The sequence below is a fragment of the Salidesulfovibrio brasiliensis JCM 12178 genome (assembly GCF_001311825.1).
GTDB lineage: Bacteria > Desulfobacterota > Desulfovibrionia > Desulfovibrionales > Desulfovibrionaceae > Pseudodesulfovibrio > Pseudodesulfovibrio brasiliensis.
In genome coordinates, this window is the sequence record NZ_BBCB01000002.1 from 69,245 (window position 1) to 90,396 (window position 21,152).

23 protein-coding genes and 1 other RNA gene are annotated in these 21,152 nt (G+C 58.1%); 18 read left to right on the forward strand and 6 right to left on the reverse strand.

All coding sequences use genetic code 11. The features are described from left to right. Positions 1-24 precede the first annotated feature (24 nt). The 3 genes from ffs (at position 25) to JCM12178_RS01505 (ending at position 1,998) form a co-directional block, all read left to right on the forward strand. An RNA gene (gene ffs / locus JCM12178_RS17515) (signal recognition particle sRNA small type) lies at positions 25-120 on the forward strand. A 76-nt stretch (positions 121-196) separates the two neighbouring features. After that, positions 197-1,111: a bile acid:sodium symporter family protein gene (locus JCM12178_RS01500; protein ID WP_054648205.1), complete on the forward strand. Its 915-nt coding sequence runs from the start codon at positions 197-199 to the stop codon at positions 1,109-1,111. 137 nt (positions 1,112-1,248) lie between these two features. Continuing rightward, a complete protein-coding gene (locus JCM12178_RS01505; protein WP_054648206.1) occupies positions 1,249-1,998 on the forward strand; it encodes a DUF4198 domain-containing protein in 750 nt (249 codons plus the stop codon). Positions 1,999-2,049: 51 nt separating this feature from the next. Here the strand turns inward: JCM12178_RS01505 and JCM12178_RS01510 are convergent, their stop codons facing one another. After that, positions 2,050-2,499, reverse strand: a complete 450-nt coding sequence (locus tag JCM12178_RS01510; RefSeq protein ID WP_054648322.1) for a hypothetical protein — start codon at positions 2,497-2,499, stop codon at positions 2,050-2,052. Between the two features lie 244 nt (positions 2,500-2,743). On the opposite strand from JCM12178_RS01510, the gene JCM12178_RS01515 reads away from it, so the two are divergent. The 6 genes from JCM12178_RS01515 (at position 2,744) to JCM12178_RS01535 (ending at position 6,975) form a co-directional block, all read left to right on the forward strand. After that, positions 2,744-3,946, forward strand: a complete 1,203-nt coding sequence (locus JCM12178_RS01515) for an OmpP1/FadL family transporter (RefSeq protein ID WP_172677053.1) — start codon at positions 2,744-2,746, stop codon at positions 3,944-3,946. A 95-nt stretch (positions 3,947-4,041) separates the two neighbouring features. Next, positions 4,042-4,767 (forward strand): energy-coupling factor ABC transporter ATP-binding protein, encoded by a 726-nt coding sequence (locus JCM12178_RS01520; RefSeq protein WP_054648208.1) that lies wholly within the window; start codon positions 4,042-4,044, stop codon positions 4,765-4,767. Positions 4,768-4,856: 89 nt separating this feature from the next. Next, complete coding sequence (locus JCM12178_RS01525) at positions 4,857-5,465, forward strand: hypothetical protein (protein WP_157054665.1); 609 nt, start codon at positions 4,857-4,859, stop codon at positions 5,463-5,465. 48 nt (positions 5,466-5,513) lie between these two features. After that, positions 5,514-6,038, forward strand: a complete 525-nt coding sequence (locus JCM12178_RS19140; protein WP_245628551.1) for a rhodanese-like domain-containing protein — start codon at positions 5,514-5,516, stop codon at positions 6,036-6,038. 11 nt (positions 6,039-6,049) lie between these two features. Beyond that, positions 6,050-6,343: a ferritin family protein gene (locus JCM12178_RS19145; RefSeq protein WP_245628552.1), complete on the forward strand. Its 294-nt coding sequence runs from the start codon at positions 6,050-6,052 to the stop codon at positions 6,341-6,343. Beyond that, positions 6,340-6,975: a flagellar brake domain-containing protein gene (locus JCM12178_RS01535; protein ID WP_054648210.1), complete on the forward strand. Its 636-nt coding sequence runs from the start codon at positions 6,340-6,342 to the stop codon at positions 6,973-6,975. Before JCM12178_RS19145 ends, JCM12178_RS01535 begins: the two co-directional genes overlap by 4 nt. Here the strand turns inward: JCM12178_RS01535 and JCM12178_RS01540 are convergent. The 3 genes from JCM12178_RS01540 to JCM12178_RS01550 form a co-directional block, all read right to left on the reverse strand. After that, on the reverse strand, positions 6,972-7,853 hold the full coding sequence (locus JCM12178_RS01540; RefSeq protein WP_054648211.1) for a DMT family transporter: 882 nt from the start codon (positions 7,851-7,853) through the stop codon (positions 6,972-6,974). The genes JCM12178_RS01535 and JCM12178_RS01540 overlap by 4 nt on opposite strands. A 58-nt stretch (positions 7,854-7,911) precedes the next feature. Further along, a complete protein-coding gene (locus tag JCM12178_RS01545) occupies positions 7,912-8,661 on the reverse strand; it encodes a TlyA family RNA methyltransferase (protein WP_054648212.1) in 750 nt (249 codons plus the stop codon). Positions 8,662-8,736: 75 nt separating this feature from the next. After that, on the reverse strand, positions 8,737-10,479 hold the full coding sequence (locus tag JCM12178_RS01550; RefSeq protein WP_083465677.1) for a dipeptidase: 1,743 nt from the start codon (positions 10,477-10,479) through the stop codon (positions 8,737-8,739). Between the two features lie 143 nt (positions 10,480-10,622). On the opposite strand from JCM12178_RS01550, the gene mnmA reads away from it, so the two are divergent. Next, positions 10,623-11,663, forward strand: coding sequence for a tRNA 2-thiouridine(34) synthase MnmA (gene mnmA / locus JCM12178_RS01555; RefSeq protein WP_054648213.1), 1,041 nt, complete (start codon positions 10,623-10,625; stop codon positions 11,661-11,663). Here mnmA and JCM12178_RS01560 read toward each other — a convergent pair whose 3' ends face one another. Then, positions 11,664-12,179 (reverse strand): hypothetical protein, encoded by a 516-nt coding sequence (locus JCM12178_RS01560; protein WP_157054667.1) that lies wholly within the window; start codon positions 12,177-12,179, stop codon positions 11,664-11,666. Between the two features lie 81 nt (positions 12,180-12,260). On the opposite strand from JCM12178_RS01560, the gene mtaB reads away from it, so the two are divergent. The 8 genes from mtaB (at position 12,261) to recJ (ending at position 19,566) form a co-directional block, all read left to right on the forward strand. After that, positions 12,261-13,547: a tRNA (N(6)-L-threonylcarbamoyladenosine(37)-C(2))-methylthiotransferase MtaB gene (mtaB, locus tag JCM12178_RS01565; RefSeq protein WP_054648215.1), complete on the forward strand. Its 1,287-nt coding sequence runs from the start codon at positions 12,261-12,263 to the stop codon at positions 13,545-13,547. A 52-nt stretch (positions 13,548-13,599) separates the two neighbouring features. Further along, entirely contained in the window at positions 13,600-14,481 is an 882-nt protein-coding gene (locus tag JCM12178_RS01570) for a YicC/YloC family endoribonuclease (protein ID WP_054648216.1), read from the forward strand. Positions 14,482-14,487: 6 nt separating this feature from the next. Further along, positions 14,488-14,754 carry a DUF370 domain-containing protein gene (locus tag JCM12178_RS01575; protein WP_054648326.1) on the forward strand — a complete coding sequence of 89 codons (267 nt, stop codon included), beginning with the start codon at positions 14,488-14,490 and terminating at the stop codon, positions 14,752-14,754. After that, a complete protein-coding gene (gene gmk, locus JCM12178_RS01580; protein ID WP_054648217.1) occupies positions 14,755-15,387 on the forward strand; it encodes a guanylate kinase in 633 nt (210 codons plus the stop codon). Continuing rightward, a complete protein-coding gene (gene pyrF, locus JCM12178_RS01585) occupies positions 15,387-16,085 on the forward strand; it encodes an orotidine-5'-phosphate decarboxylase (protein ID WP_054648218.1) in 699 nt (232 codons plus the stop codon). Before gmk ends, pyrF begins: the two co-directional genes overlap by 1 nt. Positions 16,086-16,110: 25 nt before the next feature. Beyond that, positions 16,111-16,956, forward strand: a complete 846-nt coding sequence (locus JCM12178_RS01590; RefSeq protein ID WP_054648219.1) for a tetratricopeptide repeat protein — start codon at positions 16,111-16,113, stop codon at positions 16,954-16,956. A gap of 13 nt (positions 16,957-16,969) precedes the next feature. Then, on the forward strand, positions 16,970-17,827 hold the full coding sequence (locus JCM12178_RS01595) for an HDOD domain-containing protein (RefSeq protein ID WP_054648220.1): 858 nt from the start codon (positions 16,970-16,972) through the stop codon (positions 17,825-17,827). Between the two features lie 86 nt (positions 17,828-17,913). After that, positions 17,914-19,566, forward strand: coding sequence for a single-stranded-DNA-specific exonuclease RecJ (recJ, locus tag JCM12178_RS01600; RefSeq protein WP_083465678.1), 1,653 nt, complete (start codon positions 17,914-17,916; stop codon positions 19,564-19,566). Between the two features lie 61 nt (positions 19,567-19,627). Here the strand turns inward: recJ and thrC are convergent, their stop codons facing one another. Continuing rightward, positions 19,628-21,076: a threonine synthase gene (gene thrC, locus JCM12178_RS01605; protein WP_054648222.1), complete on the reverse strand. Its 1,449-nt coding sequence runs from the start codon at positions 21,074-21,076 to the stop codon at positions 19,628-19,630. Positions 21,077-21,152: the final 76 nt, after the last annotated feature.

Below are 21,152 nucleotides of genomic sequence, written 5' to 3' on the forward strand. Positions count from 1 at the left end.
TCTCCCTCGCGGCGGATGCCGTTTTGAGGGAAGCCGGGCGGCGGTATCGCCGTGAACCCCGTCAGGCCCGAAAGGGAGCAGCGGTAGTGGTTGATCCCGGGTGTCCGGTTTCCCTGGAAGGGGCGTCCTGAAAAGGACGCCCCTTCTTTTTTACTAACGCCCGTTTGAATGCGGGCATCCTTCCATAGGACGCGCCATGCACGCCAGTTCCGTCCCGGCCTTTATTGAGCGGCATTTCCTCGGTCTTGCCGTGATTCTCTCTGCCGCGGCACTTTACGAACCTGAATGGTTTGTCTGGATCAAGCCGTACATCCCTCATGGCCTCGGCGTCATCATGTTCGGCATGGGGCTGACGCTGACCTTCGAGGATTTTCGGGACATCGTCCGCAAATGGCGGACTGTCGGCCTCGGCGTACTGGTTCAGTATACTGTCATGCCGATTCTGGCCTTTGCTGTCGCATCCGTGCTCGGCCTGCCGAACGAAGCTCTTGTGGGGATGGTCGTAGTTGGTGCGTGCCCCGGGGGAACGGCCTCAAACGTCGTCGCACTGCTGGCGCGGGCCAACGTGGCACTGTCCGTTACCATGACGCTTGCCGCGACTTGCGTGGCGCCGCTCGCAACGCCGCTGCTTACGTGGCTTATTCTGGACGCCCGTGTGGATATTGACGTGGCGGCCATGATGCAGTCCGTGTTCTGGATTGTGGCATTTCCCCTTTTCGATGGCCTCGTGCTGCGCCACCTGCTCAAGAAGCGCCTCGATCCGGTGATCCACTGGTTCCCTTCGGTTTCCATCGTGACCATATCGCTGCTCATCGCCTGCATCATCGGTCTGAATCGCGACACGCTACTGGCGTTTCCGGCGCTCGTTGCTCTTGCCGTGGCACTCCACAACGCGGGCGGACTGCTTGCGGGGTATGCCGCCGGGCTCGCTGCCGGGTGTGACAAACGCGACAGGCGCACGCTCGCCATTGAGGTGGGTATGCAGAACTCAGGGCTCGGCGTGGCGCTTGCTGTGAAATACTTCGGTGCTGCCTCGGCTCTCCCTGGTGCGCTTTTCAGCCTCTGGCACAACGTCACCGGCATCCTGTTGGCCCGACGCTGGAGCCGCTGACTTTCCATTAATGCATTTTGTGAACAGAAAATCCGGATTTGCGCTTGACTGGTAATACTAATTTTATAACAGTATGCCTCCAGTGATGAGGGATTTGTGATTTTTATTTTTACTGTATGTATTCACGGGAGAATGTGATGAAACGGATTGTCTGTCTCAGCCTGTCGGCTCTGCTTGTGGCTCTTTTTTCTTTCAACGCTTTTGCGCACTTCGGCATGGTTATTCCCGATACCGATGAGCTTACGCAGGACAAGCGCACGGTGAACATGGACCTTTCCTTCTCACACCCCATGGAAATGCAGGGGATGGAGCTTGAAAAACCGGCCAAATTCTTCGTGGTTGAAAATGGCGAGACCCGCACCGACCTGCTGGGAACGCTCAAATCCGCCAAGGTCATGGATCATCAGGCTTGGACCGCTTCCTATACTCCCAAGGCACCTGGCCTGTATGCATTCGTGATGGAGCCGGTCCCCTATAAGGAAGACGCCGAAAACAACTACATTCAGCACATCACCAAGGTGTATGTGGACGCTTACGGCGAAGGTGAAGAGTGGAACAAGCCGCTTGGCCTGCGTACCGAAATCGTCCCCCTGACCCGCCCGTTTGGCAACTACGCCGGGAACGTTTTCCAGGGTATCGTCTACTTTGAAGGCAAGCCCGCGCCGTTCACCCGTGTGGAAGTCGAATACTACAACGAGAAAGGCGAAAAGCAGGCTCCCAATGATCGCATGGTCACGCAGGAAGTGCTGGCCGACGCCAACGGCGTGTTCACTTTCGCCTGTCCGTGGAAAGGCTGGTGGGGCTTTGCTGGCCTGACCACTGCTCCCGAAGAGTACAAGGGCCGTGAGTTTGAACTCGGTGCAGTGCTTTGGGTTGAAATGAAATAGAAGTAGGATGAGTGAAATGGAAAGGGCCGCCGGTGTTCCGGCGGCCCTTTTTTATTGATGCTGTTCAGATGGCTCGAGGCGATCGTCGTTGTCCTTGTGCAGCAACTCAATCATGGGTGTTACGAACTCATCCGGGAACGTTCCGGCCATGGAGCCGATGAAGCTTCCGACAACAGAGCCGACAACCAGATTGGCACCATCGGCACTTCCTGCCACCTGAACAAGTGTGCCGAGCAGGGTGCCTGTCATGCCGCCGAGCACCATGCCGTCATAATGTACGCCACGATACGGCTTCATGCCTCGGATTACGCGTGAAGCGTCCTTGATGATAAACCCGGCAAGCCCGCCAACGAATGCGGCGCTGATCGCAAGAATTGCGCCGGGAAATAGGTAGCGCAGGGAAAAGCCGTGGGCGATTGTGCCTTCCACCAACCCGGCTAGCGCACCGATCAACATGATGGCATAGAACGCCTTTTCCTTGATATCCAGTTTCGGCTTCATGTTTCCTCCGGAAAGAAATTCCTCTTTCAGGTTGATGCGAAATGCATGCCGCGCAGCCATTTTCTAAACGTATAATTTAAACACCTGTTTACATTAAACTTTTGTTTACAAAATTTGACGGACTGGTTACACAGCCAAAGGCTTGCGTTTGCAAGGAATTTGACTGGCTCGTCACAGGAGTGGGTACCTTGTGACGAATTCTATGACAAAATGGTATAATTCTCGTTGTTTGCAAGGGGGAAGGATGAAACGGTTCATTTTCTGTATCGCGACGTGTTTTTGTGTCGCATTGATGGCTGCGGCGACACCTATGGAGTCCCGTGCAGCAGGTTTTGCTCTTTATGAATGGAGCAACCGCGGCAACGGTATGGGCGGAGCAATGATCGCGCTCGCTGACGATGCTTCTGCGCTTGCCTATAATCCGGCCGGTATCACGCAGCTTGAGGGCACACAGACCATGGTGGGCGTAAGCCTTATCGCACCGAGTGCCAGTGTGGATATGGGCGGCAAGACATATAAAAGCAAAAACAAGCTTTATGCTGCCCCGCACGCCTATGTCACCCAGCAGATGAGCGATAAATTATGGTTCGGTGTTGGTGGTTTTTCCCGTTTCGGCGTCGGCACCAACTACGACCATGACTGGGCGGGCAGGTACAACGTCTACAAGGGCGTTATGAAAAGCTACACTGTCCAGCCAACCATGGCTTTCAAGGCGACGGATAACTGGTCCTTGGCTCTTGGCGTTGATATCATGCGTGCCGCTTTTGAGCAGAAGAAAAAAAGAAACATTGCGGGTACTGATTACGACATTCACATCAACGCGGAGGGGTGGACCATTGGTTACAATCTGTCCACCCGCTATGAGTTTGATGATCAATGGAGTCTCGGGCTGGTCTACCGCGCCAAACAGAAGATGGTCGGGCGTGGCAGTTTCAACATGAATCTTGCAAACACTGCCAGCGGTGTGACCATGGAAGCCTATTTGCCCGGTAGCGCTGCAGCCGGCCTTGCCTACAAGCCCACTGAAGACCTTAGCCTCGATTTTGATGTCGTCCGGACTTTCTGGGCCGACTACAAGCAGATCGAGTACTACTACAATAACGACACCAGCTCCATGACGGCCAAAAATTACAAGGATGTATGGCGGTTCCAGCTTGGTGCAGAATACGAGTTTATTGACAATAACTACCTTCGCGCCGGTCTCGTCTACGACCAGAGCCCCATCCGCGAAGGGTACGAGGACTTCATGCTGCCGACCAATGACCGTACCATCTACTCCCTCGGTTACGGGTACAGCAACGGTCCGTGGACCATCGACTTGTCCGGAATGTATGTGCATATGGAAGGCCGAGTGATCGAGGCTCGAGGAAACGAAATTCCCACCACCGCACACATTCAGGATAGCCGGGCGCTTATTACCGGTCTTTCCGTTGGATACAAGTTCTAGACAGCAATGCCATACGGCTAATCAGGCGGGAGTCTTCGGACTCCCGCCTTCTTTTTGTTGACAGGCCGGGCGGCTTGCATTGAACTGTCCCGACAATGCTCACCGTCAGCAATCTTCAGCACATCTATCCGGGCAATGTGGAAGCCCTTCGCGGCGTTGCCCTTGATCTGCGCGAGGGAGAACTGCTCTGCCTCGCAGGTGCCAACGGGTGTGGTAAGTCCACGCTGCTCGCCGTTTTAGCGGGCATTCTGCCCGTTACCGAAGGGGCCGTCTCCGTGAAGGGGCGCGAGGCTGGGCCGGAAGATTTGAGGGGCGTCTGCCGACTGCTCATGCAGGACCCTGACATGCAGATACTCGGTGCCACCGTCGAAGAGGATTTGCATCTGGGGCGTGGCGACAATGATCCGGAGCAGGCTCGGGCCGTGCTTGACGGGCTTGGCTTTGACGCCCCGCACGATCGTCCGGTTCACGCGCTCTCATGGGGTATGAAGCGTAAGCTCTGTTTAGCCGGGGCGTTACTGGACGATCCCGGCGTTCTTCTCTTCGATGAACCGTTCAGCGGTCTCGACTATCCCGGCATCCGCGAAATGCGCCGCGTGCTTCGGCATAATAGGGAACAGAAACTGACGCAAGTGGTAGCTGCGCACGATCTCGAATGTGTGGCCGACATTGCGGACCGGTTTGCGCTGCTTGCAAAGGGGCGCATCGTGGCCGTGGGCAGTGCCGATGACGTCTTCGACAAACTGCGTGAGAACGCCGTACGCCCGCCGTGTTCATGGCATCTGGGACGTACGGTCGCCCCTTGGGATGGTTCAGAATGAGGGCGGCGGCGTTTCTGGACCGCCTGGACCCCCGGTTGGCCCTTGGTGCCTCTTTCGTGTTCGGGGTGCTCATTTGGCGGGTGGATCCGTTGATAGTGGCCGTCCTCGCGGCACTGCTCGTGCTGCTCGCCTACAGTCTAGGCTGGAACCGTCGCGGCGGAATCGGCCTCAAGCCTTTCCTGCTCTTTGTTCTACTCTGGTCCGGTATCAAGTTCGCCTTCGAGCTCTGGGACGGAGCGACGATTTCTGATGCCGGCATGGTGGCGGGAGTGGTTGCGGTGCGACTGGCCGCGCTGCTCCTCCTTGGTTTGGTGCTCGCCAACGGTGTTTCCACCAGAAAAGTCGGGCTTGCGCTTTCGTGGGCGTTGAAACCATTTGCGGGAAAGAACGCGTGGCAGGGAGCGCTCGCCTTTGCCATCATGCTGGACATGATCCCCCAGACCCGCAGAACGCTGGAGCAGCTCAAGCAGGCCCAACAGCTCCGCCGTGTTACGTTGCCGGTTTTCAAGCGGTTGACCGTGGTCCCCATGGCGCTGGTGCGGATCATGGCCCGGTCTACGTGGACGCGCAGCGTCGCTATCGCCTCGCGCCGGTTGGATCGACCGGAGGCGTGGAGCGGCGGTCTTTGCTGGCAGTCATCCGACACCGCTTTTCTTGCGCTCTTCCTTGTCATTGTTCCGGTTCTCGCTATATATTGAGTTTTGATCCCTTTCCGTCATTTGTCTGAATCGAGATTGGAGGTTGTCATGGCCGGGTATGAGAACATGACCGTGCAGCAGACCCGTGAGTTCATGGGCAGCAGAAAACCGGACGAGTACCTTCTTCTGGATGTGCGCCAGCCGTGGGAATACGAAGAGCTGCACATTCCGGGGGCCATGCTCATTCCGCTCCCCGAGGTGCCGGAGCGGCTCGGCGACATCCCCCGCGACAGGCCGGTGATCACCTATTGCCGTTCCGGGGGCAGAAGTGCGGCTGCCGCGCGGATTCTGGCCGGGGAGGGCCGGGAGGTTGTCAATCTAGTGGGCGGAGCCTCGGCATGGCAGGGAGATGCGGCCTTCGGGCCCGTCGACATGGGCCTTGTAGGTATTCCTGCCGACTCAACAGTGGAGCACGCCCTCGCTGCTGCCTATGGAATGGAGATGCGGCTAGAGCGATTCTACGGCGAGCGCGTTGTTGCCGCAGAGTCGGAAGACGAGGGCGAGCTTTTTCTTACGCTGGCGGGGTACGAGGACACGCACAAGCGAACCATCTACGTCTCTATGAAAAGATGACCGGCGAAGCCGTGAGTCGGGAAACGTTTGAATCGATGGCCCGTGAAGCAGGGGCCAACCTAGCCGAAGGCGGCGTGGAGCCGGAGGTGTTCATTCAAGAATTTGGCGATATGTTTGAGGGCCTTGAAGGGATCATTCAGCTCGCCATGATGTTCGAGGCACAGGCCCTCGACTACTACTCCCGCTGTGCCCGCCGGGCGCAGGACGGGGACGCGGCCGATGCGTTCGTGCATCTTGCGCGCGAGGAAAACGCCCATCTCAAGTTGCTTGGTAAGTTTATGGACAAACTCGGGGAGCGCGAATGAGGATAGATCTGCAGAGCGAAATGCTGATGGAGTTTGATGACGACGTCCGTTTCAAATGTCGCTTCGTCGGCTTCATAAAAGACGAATGCGTGATCGTTCGTGTACCGGTGGTTCCGGGAATTCGTGGCCGTATTGAGCCGGGCAGCGAACTCACGCTTCGGTATCTCTTTGAAGGCAACATCGTATCCTTCGCCACAGAGTCCCTCCAATACAAGGCCACGCCGTACTCGCTGCTCTTCGTTCGCTATCCCAAGGACCTCGAAACCTACGAACTTCGGAGCGAAAAGCGTGTCTCCTGCCGCCTGCGCGGCCAGATAACCAAGAGCAAGACCTCGTTCAAGGGGATGGTGACGAATCTCAGCGAGAGCGGATGTGCGTTCACCATGGATTCATCGCAGGACATGACCGATTTTATTGAAAAGGATGATATTGTTTCCGGCGAATTCCGTACCATCGACGGTCAGACGCCGTATCCGTTCCGGGCCAAGGTCATGCGACGCAGCGCGCGCGGCAAGGAGGTCACGCTCGGGCTTGGGTTTGAGAAGAGTTCCGGCGGGTTGCCTGAAGCGGTGGTGGAATATCTGAAGGAAGTGAGGGAGTTCGAGGCGCTCCTCGCTGCCAGCGGAGACTAGCCTTCGAATTTCCTTTCAAGCCGAAGCATTTTGAGGTTCGGCAAAACAATGCCGACCACCACAAGGACCGCTCCGCCCACCTGCAGCGGCACCACATGCTCGTCCAGCAGCCAGTGGGCAGCCATAAGTGTTGCCACGGGTTCCACGCTGGAGAATATCGAGGCGTAGGCGCTGCCCACCTTTTCCACCGCCAGATAGAGAAATCCCACCGCGATGACCGAGCAGATGAGGCCGAGCGAGAGGCCGATGGCGAGCGTCTGTCTGGTCATGTTCAGGTAGAAATCCATATCTCCGGCAATGTTATATGCCAGCCCAGCGAAGAGCAGCACGTAGAGGGTGGCCTTGAGCGGCTCCGTGTCCCGCAGAAGCACCTGCACCACCATCAGGTAGGTGGAGAAGGTGGCCATGGCCCCGAACGCCAGCATCAGGCCGAACGGATCCATCTTCTGCAGGAAGGCGTCATAGAAGACCAGTGCACACCCGGTGAAGACCAGCAACAACGAGAGAATCACGGTCCTGTCGATCTTCATCTTGAAGAAGATCGCCGAAAGGATGGTCACGGTGACCGGATAGAAATAGAGGATCAGTGCGTCCGTGGCTGCCGGGATGTATTTCGCTGCCGTGAGGAAGCAGTATGACTGGATGGGATAGATCAGAAGACCGATGAGCGCGCAGCGAACGAGCATTTTCGCATCGGCGACAAGGGCACGGCGGTTGGTCGCGAAAAGCCACAGGAACAGCAGGGCCGCCCCGAAGGTGAAGCGGCATTGCAGCATCTCCACGGCGGTCATGCCTACGGCGTAGCCCATCTTGGCAAAGATGACCAACATGCCGAAGGCTATGGCGGATATGATGGAATAGATCAGTCCTGCAAGCATAGTTTCCCGTGATTATGGTATATTTACCAGAATCGGGAGCGTACGCCGCACCAAAGGGTCATGCAAGCTTTTTCAGGTAGGCCAGATATTCCTGATTGCCCTTGGGGCCGAGAATTTTCGAAGGTACGACGCCAAGGCATTCAAGGTGCAGTTCGGTTCGGAGGAAGCCGAGCACTTCCCGGACAACCCTGTCCCTGAGCTCCTCGTCGCGGACCACGCCCTTGTCGGTCTGGCCCGGGCCCACCTCGAACTGTGGCTTAACCAGCGTGACCACCTCGCCGCCGTCGCGCAGGAAGCGCATGCAGGCGGGCATGATCTTGGTCAGGGAGATGAAGGAGACGTCGGCCACCACCATGTCCACCGATTCGGGGATGAGGTCCGGCTCGGCGTGCCGGAGGTTGGTGCGCTCGATGTTTACCACGCGTTCGTCCGTACGCAGCCGCTCGTGGAGCTGGCCGTATCCCACATCAACGGCGTAGACGCGCGTTGCACCGTGCTGGAGCAGACAGTCCGTGAATCCGCCGGTGGAGGCTCCGGCGTCGAGGGCGACCTTTCCGGCGCAGTCGATGTCGAAGGTCTCGATGGCGGTGAGGAGCTTATGCGCGCCGCGGCTCACGAAGCGGGTGTCTTCGGGAACCGTGAACTCCGTATCTTCCGGGAACTGCTGTCCCGGCTTGTTCACGGGCGTTTTTTGGCCGCGCTCCATGAAGTGGACCTTTCCGGCCATGATAAGGCGCTTGGCCTTTTCACGGCTCTCGGCGAGGCCCTGTTGATGGATGAGCTGGTCTGCACGGAACTTCTTTGCCATGGCGGAGTTGCTATCACTCCCGGCGGGAGCAGGCAAGCGTCATGAAGAGGGCCGCCCGAAGGCGGCCCTGTGATGCTACTTCATGTCATAGGACGTCGGTCCGTCGCTGTAGTCGGTTTCATTGAGCCACCGTGCGGGGTAGCCGATCGCCTTTGCCGGGGAGCCGGGGATGTTGATGTACCCGTCGGAATACTTGGCGATGAGTGTCTTGCCGAGTGCCCGCCAGTGACTCAGCACGTCTTCCGCGTTCTTCATGCCGAATTGTGTCATGGCCTCGATGGCCTTGTCTTTCGGCAGTCCGGCAACTTGCTTGTCCACCATCGCCACGGCTGCAAGAGCGTTCTCTTCAAGTTCGTTTTGCAGGGGAAGGATGTCCACCTGCGTCATGCGCTGGAAGTTGAGGCGCGACCAGTTGTTGACGAAGTCGAACGCCCACCACGCGGAGGATTCGTCGTACTCCTGCGGGTTGCCGCTCTGGTAGCTTTGCGGCAGGGCCGAGGCCTTGACGTAGAACGGGGCGAAGACGGTTGTGTAGGAAACGTCCGGTCCGAACCAGAGTACGCCCTTTGCCGGTTCAGGGGCGTCAGGACGGGTCTGGCACACAAAAGTATATCCTTGATAGAACACCGAAATGGCCCGTTCCCACGCACCGTAGAATTTCTTTGAACTGCTGACGTCGTTCTGGTTGCCGTCATAGGGGCCGACAAAGCGGTGCGGGTCGCCGTAGGGACCTGCGGCAACGCCTTTTGTGAGGTCGAACTGGGTGCCTTCGTAATGGTCGCGGTAGAGGCTGAAGACGTCGCGGACATGAAGCTTGCGGGCGGGCTTGACCGAGAAGGGATAGTCTCGGGTGAAGCCGTCCTCGACCCACGGGGAAAGCCCGAGGTCCGGATTGACGCGGTCCAGCACGCGCCAGACGCGGCGTAGCGAGTAGTAGGGGTGGTTGTATTCGCCGGGGCTTACCGCGCGCAGCCAGTCCAGCCTGGTCTTGCCGTCCCACCATCCAACGGCCTTCAAGCCGGATTTGAGGTGTGTCGAATAGAGGAAATTGTCCGGGTCGTCCCAAACCACGTCACGGATGCGGAATTCGTTGGCAGCCACGAAGAATTCACCGTCCGGGACGCGCTTGGCCACCCATGCGGAGTGGTGCCGCTTGTCGGGCAGGGCGCACATCTCGAAGACCCATGCCTCGTTCTGGTCGGCCACAAGCAGGGTCTCGCCCGTGGAATAGTAGCCGTATTCGTCGATGAGCCAGCCCATGAGTTTCACGGCCGTTCGGGCGTCGCGGCAGTTTTCAAGCGCGATGCGGGAAAGCTCGGCGCTGTAGAATATTCGCATGGGCTTGCCGCTCTTGCGGGCCTGTTTCGCGGTCACGGCATCGGGTTCGAATTTGGCGCCGTTGGTGCATTCGCCCATCATGAGGTTGTGCTCGTTCATGATGCCGTAGTTGCCGTCGAAGTAAACGTAGGACATGGCGTCCTTCTTTCCGGCTTTCTCGCGAATATCCTCGAACGGCACTTGTCCGAGGGGCTGGGTTTGGGGGAATCCCGGCGTGTCGTATCCCGGCCCGCGGTTCTTGGAAACGATTCGCGGATAGGCGATGTTGTCGCCGAGGATCGTCCGTTCTCCGGTCTGTTTGACGGACGGGACCCGAATGAGCCGCTGGTCGCCCAGTTCATCGTCGTCGGAGTGGGCCACCATGGCGGAACCGTCCGCGCTGGCCCCTTTGGTGACGATCATTGTTGTGCAGGTCAGGCCGGGAACGGCCCATACCGCGAGGGCGACGAGGGCAAGCAGGGTGGCGAGAATGCGTTTCATGAGTGCTCCCGTATGGTTGTGGTATTTTTTATCCATCTAGCACATACGCTGGCGATTGTATTGTATAGATTCGTCGGGCATGGCTTGCGGGTTGTGCGGTTTGGTGACACAGTGCGCCTCATCAAGCCCAAGGAGTGGAGTCGATGCGAGTAGCCGCTGCGGTGAGCGGAGGAATGGACAGCCTTCTGGCGCTTGTGGCCCTCATTGAGGAAGGCCATGAGGTCATGGCCGTTCATGGTCTTTTTCTGGAGTCGTCAAAAGAACAGGAGCAGGCGGTTGCCGGGCTGCGACAGTCCTGCGATGCCCTTGGGGTTCCATTTCACGCCCTTGATCTTCGCCGTGAGTTCCGGGAACGGGTGGTGCAGCCGTTTCGTGAGGCGTACGCCGCCGGATTGACTCCGAACCCCTGCGCCGTGTGCAACCCGTCGGTCAAGTTCGGCATTTTTTATGACCGTTGCCGTGAGCTCGGGGCTGATACCATCGCCACCGGCCATTATGTTAAGACCGGCGAGGTGCCGGGCATGGGCCTGATGCCGTTGAGAGGCGCGGATCTGAGCAAGGATCAGAGTTATTTTCTTTCCCTCGTCCCGCGTGAGCGATTGCTTTCGGCCATCTTTCCGCTGGCGGACGTGTACAAGAAGGACACTCTCGCCAAGTTGCGTGAGCGTGGTCTTGAACCGCCGATTCCTTCTGAGAGTCAGGATGTCTGTTTTGTGCCGGACGATGACTACCAGTCGTTTCTTCAACAGCTTGGGACCATGCCAAAGGGCGGCCCCATCGTGCTGCGGGACGGAACCCGCGTCGGTAGCCACAAAGGACTCTGGCGGCATACGCAGGGCCAGCGGCGAGGGCTTGGCGTGGCGTGGTCCGAAGCGCTTTATGTGTTGGACAAGGATGTGGAGGCCAACGCGCTCATCGTCGGACCGAAAAGCGAATTGCCGAGCGGTGGATGTGTGGTGCGCGAACCGAATCTCTTTTCTGACACGTCCACATGGCCCGAGGTGGTGGAAATCCGCACCCGTTATCGGCAGGCCGGGAAGCCCGGACGCTGGGAGTTCTCAAAGGACAGGTTGGTGCTGACCTTCATTGAGCCGCACTCGCGGCCCACGCCGGGGCAGGTTGCCGCTTTGTATACCGAGGACGGCGTACTGTTGGCAGGCGGCGTCATCGAACAGGCGTTGTAGCTACATTCCCCAGCCGAGCCCCGGCTCCCAGCTTTCTTCCATCTCCTGCTGCTGCGCTTCAGCGCGTACCCGTCGCATGGTGTTCAGGATTGCGTCCGCGTCGCGGTCCGTGTGCTTGAGGAAGTATCCGGCCCACCAGCGAATTTCCGAGGTCTGCCGGAAGTGGTCCCTGTCCCGGAAGGAGGCCAGTTGCCGCAGCCCTTTTCCCCGTTCACCCATGGCCACCTGCGAGAGGCCGAGGTAGTACTGAGCGTCCGGGCTTTCCGGGTACTGCTTCAGAGATTCGGCAAAGATTTCGGTGGCCTTTTTATAGTTACCGTTCTTGAACTCCCTGAATCCCTGTTTGTTGAGCTTGTAGGCCCCGGGAGGCGAGGGGTAGAGGAAATCGCCGTATCCGCTTACGGTGATGGCCCCGGCACCGTATCCCACGCTGCCGCTCGTCGCTATGGTTTGGCATCCGCCCGTCAGGCAGGCCAGCAGTAAAATTGTCAGTGTCACGCTGATAGTGTGTCGCATTTTCTTGACCCTTGATGGCTTTGGGGGTAGCACCCCCGGTCAAGGCGAGTGGCCGGTACCGATTCGCCGGGAACAATATACATGAAAACGTATTATACCGCCACGCTGGGCTGCAAGATAAACCAGTACGAAACACGCTCCGTCAGCGAAGCGTGGACCGCCGCCGGTGCCAAGGAGACTGAGGATCCTTCCCGGGCCGAGGTCATCCTCATCAATTCCTGCGCGGTCACGGCCAATGCCGTGGCCGATCTGCGCCGTATGGTGCGAAAGCTCAAGCGTGAGAATCCCGAAGCAGAGATCGTCATCACCGGCTGCGCTGCACAGGCCGCCCGTGACGAGATCGGTGAGATGCCGGAGATTTCCCGCATCGTGCCGCACAAGGACAAGGCCGCACTGCTGCAGGGGCCGACAGCCCCGTTGCCTGAAACGCGCACAAACGCATTTCCGCCGTTTTCCGTGTCCGGCTACGGCCGCGCCAGAGCGGTGGTCAAGGTGCAGGACGGCTGTTCCCACCGCTGCACATACTGCATCGTGCCGCTCGCTCGCGGCCGCAGCGTCAGCCGTCCTGAAGGTGAAGTGCTCGACGAGCTTGCCCGCCTTTTGGATGCGGGCTTTCGGGAGATGGTGCTTTCCGGCGTCAACCTTCGCCAGTTCGGGCGTGATTTGCCAAATGAACCGGATTTTTGGGATCTGCTGCGCCGCATTGAGGACCGTTTCGGCGACGAATGGGGCGGCAGGGCGCGGCTGCGGATTTCTTCGCTTGAACCGGGTCAACTCGGCGACAAGGCGCTGGAAACACTTTCAGAATCTCGGCTGGTTTGCCCGCAGCTTCATCTTTCTCTGCAAAGCGGAGACCCTGATGTGCTGCGCCGCATGGGACGCGGGCATTACCGGGCCGAGCAGGCATTGGAATTTCTTGAGCGATTGAAGGATGTTTGGCCGGTTTTCGGACTCGGTGCGGACGTTCTGACAGGCTTTCCCGGCGAATCCGACGAAGAATTCGGCCGGACCGTTGAATTTTGTAGGCGACTGCCTCTTTCCTATGCGCATGTTTTCCCGTATTCTCCGCGCCCAGATACTCCGGCGGCTGTCATGAAGGATCAGGTGGCCCCGGCAGTGAAGAAGGCCCGTGCGAAGAAGCTCAGGGAGCTTGCCGGAAAGAAGAAGTCGGCGTTCCTGAAGCGACTGCTGGAACTGCCGAGCCTTTCGGTCCTTGTGCAGGACGAAGAGGGCAAGGGCGTGAGCGAGTTTTACAGCTCATGTCGACTGGAGCCACCCGGCGGCGATATCAGATCGCTGGTCGAGTGCAGGCCGCTTCGCATAGAGCGGGGCGTCATTGTTTGTGAAGAATTGAAACGCCGCTGCTGACAGTAGCGGCGGCTTCGTATACCGTAGCGAAAATGCAACGAGGATTCATCGTATGGCCGTGAGTATGACCGGATTCGGCAGATGTGAGACCGGTGGCGAGGGATTTACCCACGTGTGGGAAATCCGCAGCGTCAACGGAAGATTTCTGGACGTCAAATGGCGGCTTCCCGGCTTCCTGCGCTGCATGGAGACCACCTGGGAAAAGACCGTCAGGAAGTTCGGTAGCCGCGGCAGGGTGGATATCTCCCTCAATCTCGAGGTCAAGAGCCCGGAACTGCTGGGCGTGACCCTCAACGAACCGCTGGCCGTGTCCATGATTTCCCAGCTTGAAACGCTGGCAGAGAAGTACGGACAGGCTTACTCCCCGGATTTCAACCGTGTCCTCGGCATGGCCAACCTCTGGCGCGACGCCGGGGCCGAGCCGGACCCGGAGCTTCTGGAAAGCCTCGGCAAGGGGCTTGAAGAGGCTTTGGCCGAGTGGCGCAAATCCCGCGAGGCCGAAGGTGTGGACATGATCCGCGACCTCAAGGACCGCGTGGCTGTGCTTTCCGGGTATGCCGAAGGCATCGCGCAGCGCATCCCCGAAGTGCTTGACGTTAAGCGTGAGGCTTTGCGCAAACGCATTCAGGAAACGCTTGAATCCGCGGGTGCCGAATTCGACGAGGATCGCATTCTTCAGGAAATCGCGATTCTCACTGACAAGCTGGACGTTTCCGAAGAGCTGACGCGTCTTGACTCCCATCTCCAGCGTCTGGACGAAGTGCTGGACGTTGACGGTGACGCGGGCAAGAAGCTCGACTTCATCCTTCAGGAAACCTTCCGTGAAATAAACACCTGTGGCAACAAGGCTCAGGACACCCGTGTCAGCAGGCTCGTGGTGGACTTCAAGGCCGAACTGGAAAAGTGCCGTGAACAGGTGCAAAACATAGAGTAGGTGCGCATGCAGAAACAGGGACAGAGACATGGACTCCTGAACATTGGTTTCGGCAACTTCGTGGTCATCGGACGCGTTGTCAGCATCGTCAACCCCACGTCCGCGCCCATGCGGCGATTGCGTGAAGACGCCCGTCAGGAAGGACGGCTCATCGACGCAACGCAGGGCAGGAAGACCCGCGCCATCATCATAACCGACTCCAATCACGTCATACTATCGGCCATTCAGGCAGAGACCATCGGCCAGCGTTTCAGCGCAGAGGAGGGCGAGTAGATGTCGGAGGCTCCGAAACCCGCGCGCAAAGGCCTCGTCTTCGTGGTCTGCGCGCCCAGCGGAACCGGCAAGAGTACCTTGATAGCCCGGCTCCGCGAGGAGTTTGACGGCATCGGATTTTCGGTCTCCTATACTACGCGTCAGCCCAGAAAGGGCGAAGAGGACGGCGTGCACTACCACTTCGTCAGCCGTGAAGGGTTTGTGGCCATGCGCTCTCGCGGTGAGTTCTGCGAGTGGGCCGAGGTTCACGGCAACTTCTACGGGACGGCCACCCAGCCGGTGAAAGACATGCTGGCGGATGGGCGCGACGTGCTCTTCGACATCGACGTGCAGGGCGCGATACAGCTTCGCAAGACCTTTACCGACGGCGTGTTCGTCTTTTTGTTGCCTCCCTCCCGCGAGGAGCTGCTCAGGCGGCTCGAGGGGCGCGGTACTGACGCGCCTGATGCGGTCCTGAAGCGCATGAACAACGCGCGTGGTGAAATGGAGCAGGCTGAGAACTTCGATTTCTGGGTTGTGAACGACGATCTGGAAAAAGCCTACAGCGAGCTTCGTTCGGTCTATCTGGCCGGAAAAACCCGTCCTGCGCTCTATAACGGAATCCTTGAAAAGCTGCTGAAGGAGTGGGACTGATGGCCGAATTGGTCATTGCGCTCGACTATCCCGAGGCCGCCCCGGCGCTGGATATGGCGCGCCGTCTTTCCGGGACGGTCCCGTGGGTCAAGGTAGGGCTCGAGCTATTCACCGCCGAGGGGCCAGCACTCCTCAACGAGCTGAAATCGCTCGGCTTCAACGTCTTTCTGGACATGAAGTTCTTCGACATCCCCAACACTGTTCGCGGTGCCGTGCGCAGCGCTGTCCGCAGTGGTGCGGACATGGTCAACATCCACCTTTTGGGTGGTCGGCGCATGGCCGAGGCGGCTCTGGAAGGGCGTGACGAAGGTGCCTCGCCCGGCGCGCCGCTGCCGATTCTGCTTGGCGTGACCGTCCTGACGAGTATGGATCAGGAAGACCTGCCGTTCGAATACTCCGGGGCCATCGGGGAGCTGGTTCTTGACCTTGCTGTAAAAGGCGAGCAATATGGATTAAATGGCGTTGTATGTTCCGCTTGGGAGTCCGAGCGCATAAAACGCCTCTGCGGCGACGGTTTTTTTTGCCTGACTCCGGGAATCCGCCCGGCTGGCAGCGATGCCGGAGATCAGCGTCGGGTGATGACGCCTTCACGGGCGGTCGCAGCCGGTTCGGACTACCTTGTGGTGGGCAGGCCGGTGACGCAGGCCGAAGATCCGTTGCAGCAAGCCGTTGCAATCATGAACGATATGGGAGCCTGAATCCCGGGCTCCGCACGAGGTGCACATGAGCGCTGATCAGCAGGGAACCAAACAGCCATCCCAGCCGGTTGCCGGTCTCGGGGACAACAGGATCAGCGGCGTCTTCTCAACCCAGAGCGTGGTGAAGGTCGGCACTGGCACTACCCAGCGTAAGACTATCCAGAAGACCTACTGGTTCTGCGAAGAACGCGAAGACGGCGGCATTGATGTCCAGCCGCTCAACAAGCATTATGTTCCCTCCGGACCCAAGAGGGATGTCCCACGCGAAGAGTTTCTGGAGAAATTCAGCCCCGAACCCGAGTTTTACGTGCAGACGGTTTACCCCGCCATGCAGGAACTTAACGACACCATCGTGCGTGGCGAAAAACACCGTGCGCGCGGGGCCCAGTATAGCGCGGAGTTTGAATTCAAGCAGGCCACCAATATTGATGAAGAAAACGTGCGCGCCAACTTCGGCCTCGGGCTCACCTATCTGGATCGTGGCGACCAGGCCAAGGCCAACGACATTTTTAAGCGTCTTGTCAAGCTCGACGCCACTTTCGAGACCGAACACAAGCATCTGTTCAATGATTTCGGCATCAACCTTCGCAAGAACAGGATGTACGATCAGGCGTTGGACTATTACCTCAGGGCCGAAGGGTTGGCCGATAATCGGGACGAGCACCTCTTTCATAACATCGCGCGCGTGTTCTACGAGCAGGGTGATCTTGAAAAATGTGCTGAATACTTGAAGAAGAGCCTTGAGTTGAACCCGAACCTCGAAGAAAGCAAAAAGTTCTGGGAGTTTCTGGAAAACAACGGTCAGATGGGCCGTCTGGGCCAGAAGTCCGATAAGAGAGGCGGAAAGAGGAAAGTGGAGATAGACCTGTAGCCCGGAGGCGACCATGCAGGCAAATGTACAGGAATTCCTTGAGGTTCTTCCAGAACTGAAAGAGGACTTGCCGTTTTCTCCTGAACTGTTCCAGAAGCTTTTTCAGCAGACCGGGCAGGATTCAAACGCCTCCATGGACGACATCGCAGAGACCATTTCCTTTGACCAAGGGTTGACCGCCCGCATTCTCAGTCTGGCAAATTCCGCATATTACGGCCTTCAGGCGGAGGTCTCTTCCGTACAGCGGGCCGCTGCCGTGCTCGGTCTGTGCGAGATTCGAAACATCGTCATGACCATAGGGGTCACCTCGCTGGCAGAGAAATACGAAGTCCCGAAACAGTTTTCGCTGAGAGACTACTGGACCCACCAGTTCCTGACTGCGGATCAGGCCCGGCATATCTCCAAGTCGCTTGGAAAAGGCGTGCCGGACACGCTGTTCACGGCCGGACTGCTGCATGACATAGGCAAGCTCATCACTGCGCTCAAGCGTCCTGTCGATTGGCAGGTCATGGCCGAGACTGCTGTCACGAAGGGGATTCCGGACTACAAGGCCGAAGACGGCTACTGGGGCATGGACCACGCTGTCATCGGAGCGCTGGTGCTCAAGTATTGGGACCTTCCGCCCGAACTCGTGGAACCTGTCAACTGGCACCATGCGCCCAAGCTTGCCGGAGACTACCGCTACGAGGCCGCCATTCTTTGCCTGTCTGACGCCGTGGCGCACGTCACCCTTGATGCGGACCATCCCCTCAACGCTGTCACAGCCAAGGTTGCTCCACAACTCGGATTGCAACAGGATGCGCTTATTGAGCGGGCCACCGAACAGATGGAATCCGGCGAGGCCGACCACTTCGCGCGCATGGCCGCCTGAACGAATTCACAACATACGAGGAGCACGCATTGCCCTGCCAATGGATACCTCGCCATGACGAGGAGGTCCCTGCGGACGTCCACGACATGGCGGATCAACTGAATATTACGCCGCTGCTGGCCGAAATCCTCTGGCAGCGTGGCTACCGGACTGTCGAGCAAATGGACCGTTTTCTTTCCCCAATGCTTGTCAATCTGGCACAGCCTTCAGCCGTCCCGGGACTTGAGGACGCCGCCCATGTGGTGAACGAAGCGCTTCGGGCCGGGAAACGAATGGCCGTGTGGGGTGATTACGATGTGGACGGCATCACCTCTACAGCCGTAGTCAAGCAGTTCATGGCCGAGCGCGGCTTCGAGGTTGCCCATCATCTCCCGAACAGGCTTGAGGAAGGCTACGGAATGAATGTGTCAGGGGTTGAAAAACTGGCCGAATCCGGGATCGGTTTGCTGCTCACCGTGGACTGCGGCATCACTGACTTTGAGCCGATTGAGCGGGCAAAAGAACTCGGAATGACGGTAGTCGTTACCGATCATCACCTTCCTGCTCAAAATCTTCCCGTAGCAGATGCCATCGCAAACCCCCGTCTTCCCGGCGGAGAGGGCGGCCCGTACGAGTCGCTTGCGGGTGTCGGCGTTGCCTGGGTGCTCATGGCAGCGCTCAATTCCCTGCTTCCTGGAGAACGAGTGGACATGCGAAAAACGTTGGATCTTGTGGCCTTGGGAACCATTGCCGACGTTGTTCCATTGTCCGGTCAGAACAGAATTCTCGTGAAGAACGGCCTGCTCCGCATCAAGGAAGCGGCCCGTCCGGGCATGGCCGCCCTGAAGGTTGTGAGCAATTTTGACAGACTGGCTGACTTGGGTGCCGGACAGATCGGCTACCATCTTGCTCCGAGAATCAACGCGGCCGGACGTCTTGGAAGTCCGGAGAAAGGGCTTGATCTTTTGTTGGCTGAGTCCTATGAGGCTGCGCTTCCGGTTGCTAACGAGCTGGATGCGGTGAACGCCGAGCGAAGAAAACAGGAGCAGGAAATCACGGAAGAGGCCATGAAACAGGCCCATTCCATGCTCGATAAACGTGGTTTCGTGCTCTTTTCCGAGGGCTGGCACTCCGGAATAATCGGTATTGTTGCATCAAGAATAGTGGAAAAATTCCACCGTCCGTGCCTGCTTTTGACCGAGGACCCCGAGACCGGGTTGGTCAAGGGATCGGGCCGGAGCATTGATGAATACGATCTCCATGGTGGGCTCTGCAAGCTTGAAGAATTACTGGAAGGTTTTGGCGGACACCGTCAGGCTGCGGGACTTTCCTTAAAAAAAGAGAATGTTGAGAAGCTTCGGGAGCGCTTTGATCGCATCGTCGCCGACGAACTTGGGGAGCGACCGCTCCCTGCAAAGATCAAGGTTGATCGCGAGTTGACCTTTGCCGAGATCAACCATGTACTTCTGAAGGAGCTTGAACACATGCAGCCTTTCGGCCTTGGAAACCCCGAACCGGTGTTCGTTTCCGAGCCGGTTGTGGTTCAAGAGTACCGATGCTTTGGGCGCGAAAGGGAGCATGTGAAGCTCGTTTTGCGTGATGAAAAGACCGGCGCAAACCTTCCTGCAAAGGTCTGGCGACAGGCAAAAGCCCTGCGCCGGGAGGTTCAAGGGACGCAGTTGAGCTTTGCGTTCACGCCAAAGATTGACCGGTATAATGGTATTCCAAACATAGAAATGAACGTTAAAGACTGGAATTAGGGTCGAAAAAAGCGGCCTCTCTTTCGAGGGAGGCCGCTTGTTTTTTCAGGGCAAAAAGAGACTATTTTTTGGCAAGACCCAACTTTTCGACGACCTTTTGGGCGGTAGTTTCCGTGTATTCTTCTGGGGCAAGACGTTCTTTTTCTTCCGGAGAAATGACCAACTCCGGGAGGTTGGCAAGGTCCATGTCGGGCTGCACTTCATAATCTTTCGGGAAGCTGTTTTCAAAGTACATCTGCTGGAAGTCAACGAACTTCAGGTGATGTGCCGTTGAATCCAGCACGCAAATTTCGTCTTCGGCCACCAGACCAAGCGCATTTGCGCGCACTGCACCGGCAAGACATTCACCACCCTGAGTGCACGCGATATGGCCGTTTCGGTTGGCGAGAATCATGGAGTCCATGATCTGCTGCTCCGTGACCTGAATCACCTGAAACGCGTTTTTGCCGCCGATTGCCTCGAAGCGTTCGGCAAAATGCTTGACGCGGGGAAAGGAAACCGGGTTGCCGATCATGGCGGCCTGCGCCACGCTCGGGGTCACGGTCACGGGTTTGTATTCGCGTTCGTTGGGATCGTCCACGGCGTAATAGCGGTACACCGGATCGGCGTGGTGCGACTGCACGCCGAAGATGCGCGGCAGTTCGCTGATGATTCCCAGCGCATAGAGCTTCAGGAAACCGGCCATGATGGCGGTGACGTTGCCAGCGTTTCCGATGGGGACGAAAATGTTCTTGTTGCCGAGATCCCAGTCATACCACTGCGCGATTTCGAAAGCGTAGGATTCCTGACCGAGGATTCGCCATGCGTTCTTGGAATTGAGCAGGGCCACGCGGTAGTTGTCGGCGAGGTATTCCACGACCTTCATGCAGTCGTCGAATACGCCGGGGACTTCCAGCACCGTGGCACCGGAGCCGAGCGGCTGCGAAAGCTGCGCCGCCGTTACCTTGCCCTGTGGCAGTATGACCACGGACTTGATGGGACCGCCCACATAGGAGGCGTACAGCGCGGCTGCGGCGCTGGTGTCGCCTGTGGAGGCGCAGACAGTCAGAATTTCATCCCAGCCCTTGGAGCGGATCAGCGACTTGAGATAGCTGAACGCGCATGCCATGCCGCGATCCTTGAAGGATGCGCTCGGATTCTGGCCGTCGTTCTTGTAGGCGGTGCTGATGCCGGTATGACCGTTGAGGGATTCGGAAGAGCCCACAACCGGAGTGTTGCCTTCGCCGAGGTAGACGATGTCTTCCTCCTCCATGACCGGGGCCATCAGTTCGTAGAAACGAAAAATGCCGCGCAGGGCTGTGTTCTTGGAGCTTGCCCGCTCATCGAAAATGGCCCGCCATTCATCGCCCGAGGTCTTCTTCAACTCGTCGAAGTTCAGATCTTCAAGAAGAAACACGCCGCCGCATTCCGGGCAGGTGTAATGCAGTTCATCTGTGGGATACCGTTTGCCGCAGCCGAGGCAGAAGTATTCCATCCTGCCGCGATAGCTTGGGAAAATGTCCTTGGTCATGGTTTATACTTCCATGGTTGAATTACGGATGGGGGCTCATGTCGAACCCGTTTCGAGTACAACAGGAGGGCCGGAA

Bases quoted from the DNA above. Each gene is read 5' to 3' on its own strand.
- mtaB (WP_054648215.1), top strand. From the start codon at position 12,261: ATGAAAACGTATTATACCGCCACGCTGGGCTGCAAGATAAACCAGTAC.
- JCM12178_RS01590 (WP_054648219.1), top strand. From the start codon at position 16,111: ATGAGCGCTGATCAGCAGGGAACCAAACAGCCATCCCAGCCGGTTGCC.
- JCM12178_RS01505 (WP_054648206.1), top strand. From the start codon at position 1,249: ATGAAACGGATTGTCTGTCTCAGCCTGTCGGCTCTGCTTGTGGCTCTT.
- JCM12178_RS01550 (WP_083465677.1), bottom strand. From the start codon at position 10,479: ATGAAACGCATTCTCGCCACCCTGCTTGCCCTCGTCGCCCTCGCGGTA.
- JCM12178_RS01575 (WP_054648326.1), top strand. From the start codon at position 14,488: ATGCAGAAACAGGGACAGAGACATGGACTCCTGAACATTGGTTTCGGC.
- JCM12178_RS01545 (WP_054648212.1), bottom strand. From the start codon at position 8,661: ATGGCAAAGAAGTTCCGTGCAGACCAGCTCATCCATCAACAGGGCCTC.
- JCM12178_RS01535 (WP_054648210.1), top strand. From the start codon at position 6,340: ATGAGGATAGATCTGCAGAGCGAAATGCTGATGGAGTTTGATGACGAC.
- recJ (WP_083465678.1), top strand. From the start codon at position 17,914: ATGGCGGATCAACTGAATATTACGCCGCTGCTGGCCGAAATCCTCTGG.
- JCM12178_RS01515 (WP_172677053.1), top strand. From the start codon at position 2,744: ATGAAACGGTTCATTTTCTGTATCGCGACGTGTTTTTGTGTCGCATTG.
- JCM12178_RS01595 (WP_054648220.1), top strand. From the start codon at position 16,970: ATGCAGGCAAATGTACAGGAATTCCTTGAGGTTCTTCCAGAACTGAAA.
- JCM12178_RS01500 (WP_054648205.1), top strand. From the start codon at position 197: ATGCACGCCAGTTCCGTCCCGGCCTTTATTGAGCGGCATTTCCTCGGT.
- gmk (WP_054648217.1), top strand. From the start codon at position 14,755: ATGTCGGAGGCTCCGAAACCCGCGCGCAAAGGCCTCGTCTTCGTGGTC.
- JCM12178_RS01510 (WP_054648322.1), bottom strand. From the start codon at position 2,499: ATGAAGCCGAAACTGGATATCAAGGAAAAGGCGTTCTATGCCATCATG.
- JCM12178_RS19140 (WP_245628551.1), top strand. From the start codon at position 5,514: ATGGCCGGGTATGAGAACATGACCGTGCAGCAGACCCGTGAGTTCATG.
- mnmA (WP_054648213.1), top strand. From the start codon at position 10,623: ATGCGAGTAGCCGCTGCGGTGAGCGGAGGAATGGACAGCCTTCTGGCG.
- pyrF (WP_054648218.1), top strand. From the start codon at position 15,387: ATGGCCGAATTGGTCATTGCGCTCGACTATCCCGAGGCCGCCCCGGCG.
- thrC (WP_054648222.1), bottom strand. From the start codon at position 21,076: ATGACCAAGGACATTTTCCCAAGCTATCGCGGCAGGATGGAATACTTC.
- JCM12178_RS01540 (WP_054648211.1), bottom strand. From the start codon at position 7,853: ATGCTTGCAGGACTGATCTATTCCATCATATCCGCCATAGCCTTCGGC.
- JCM12178_RS01520 (WP_054648208.1), top strand. From the start codon at position 4,042: ATGCTCACCGTCAGCAATCTTCAGCACATCTATCCGGGCAATGTGGAA.
- JCM12178_RS01560 (WP_157054667.1), bottom strand. From the start codon at position 12,179: ATGCGACACACTATCAGCGTGACACTGACAATTTTACTGCTGGCCTGC.
- JCM12178_RS01570 (WP_054648216.1), top strand. From the start codon at position 13,600: ATGGCCGTGAGTATGACCGGATTCGGCAGATGTGAGACCGGTGGCGAG.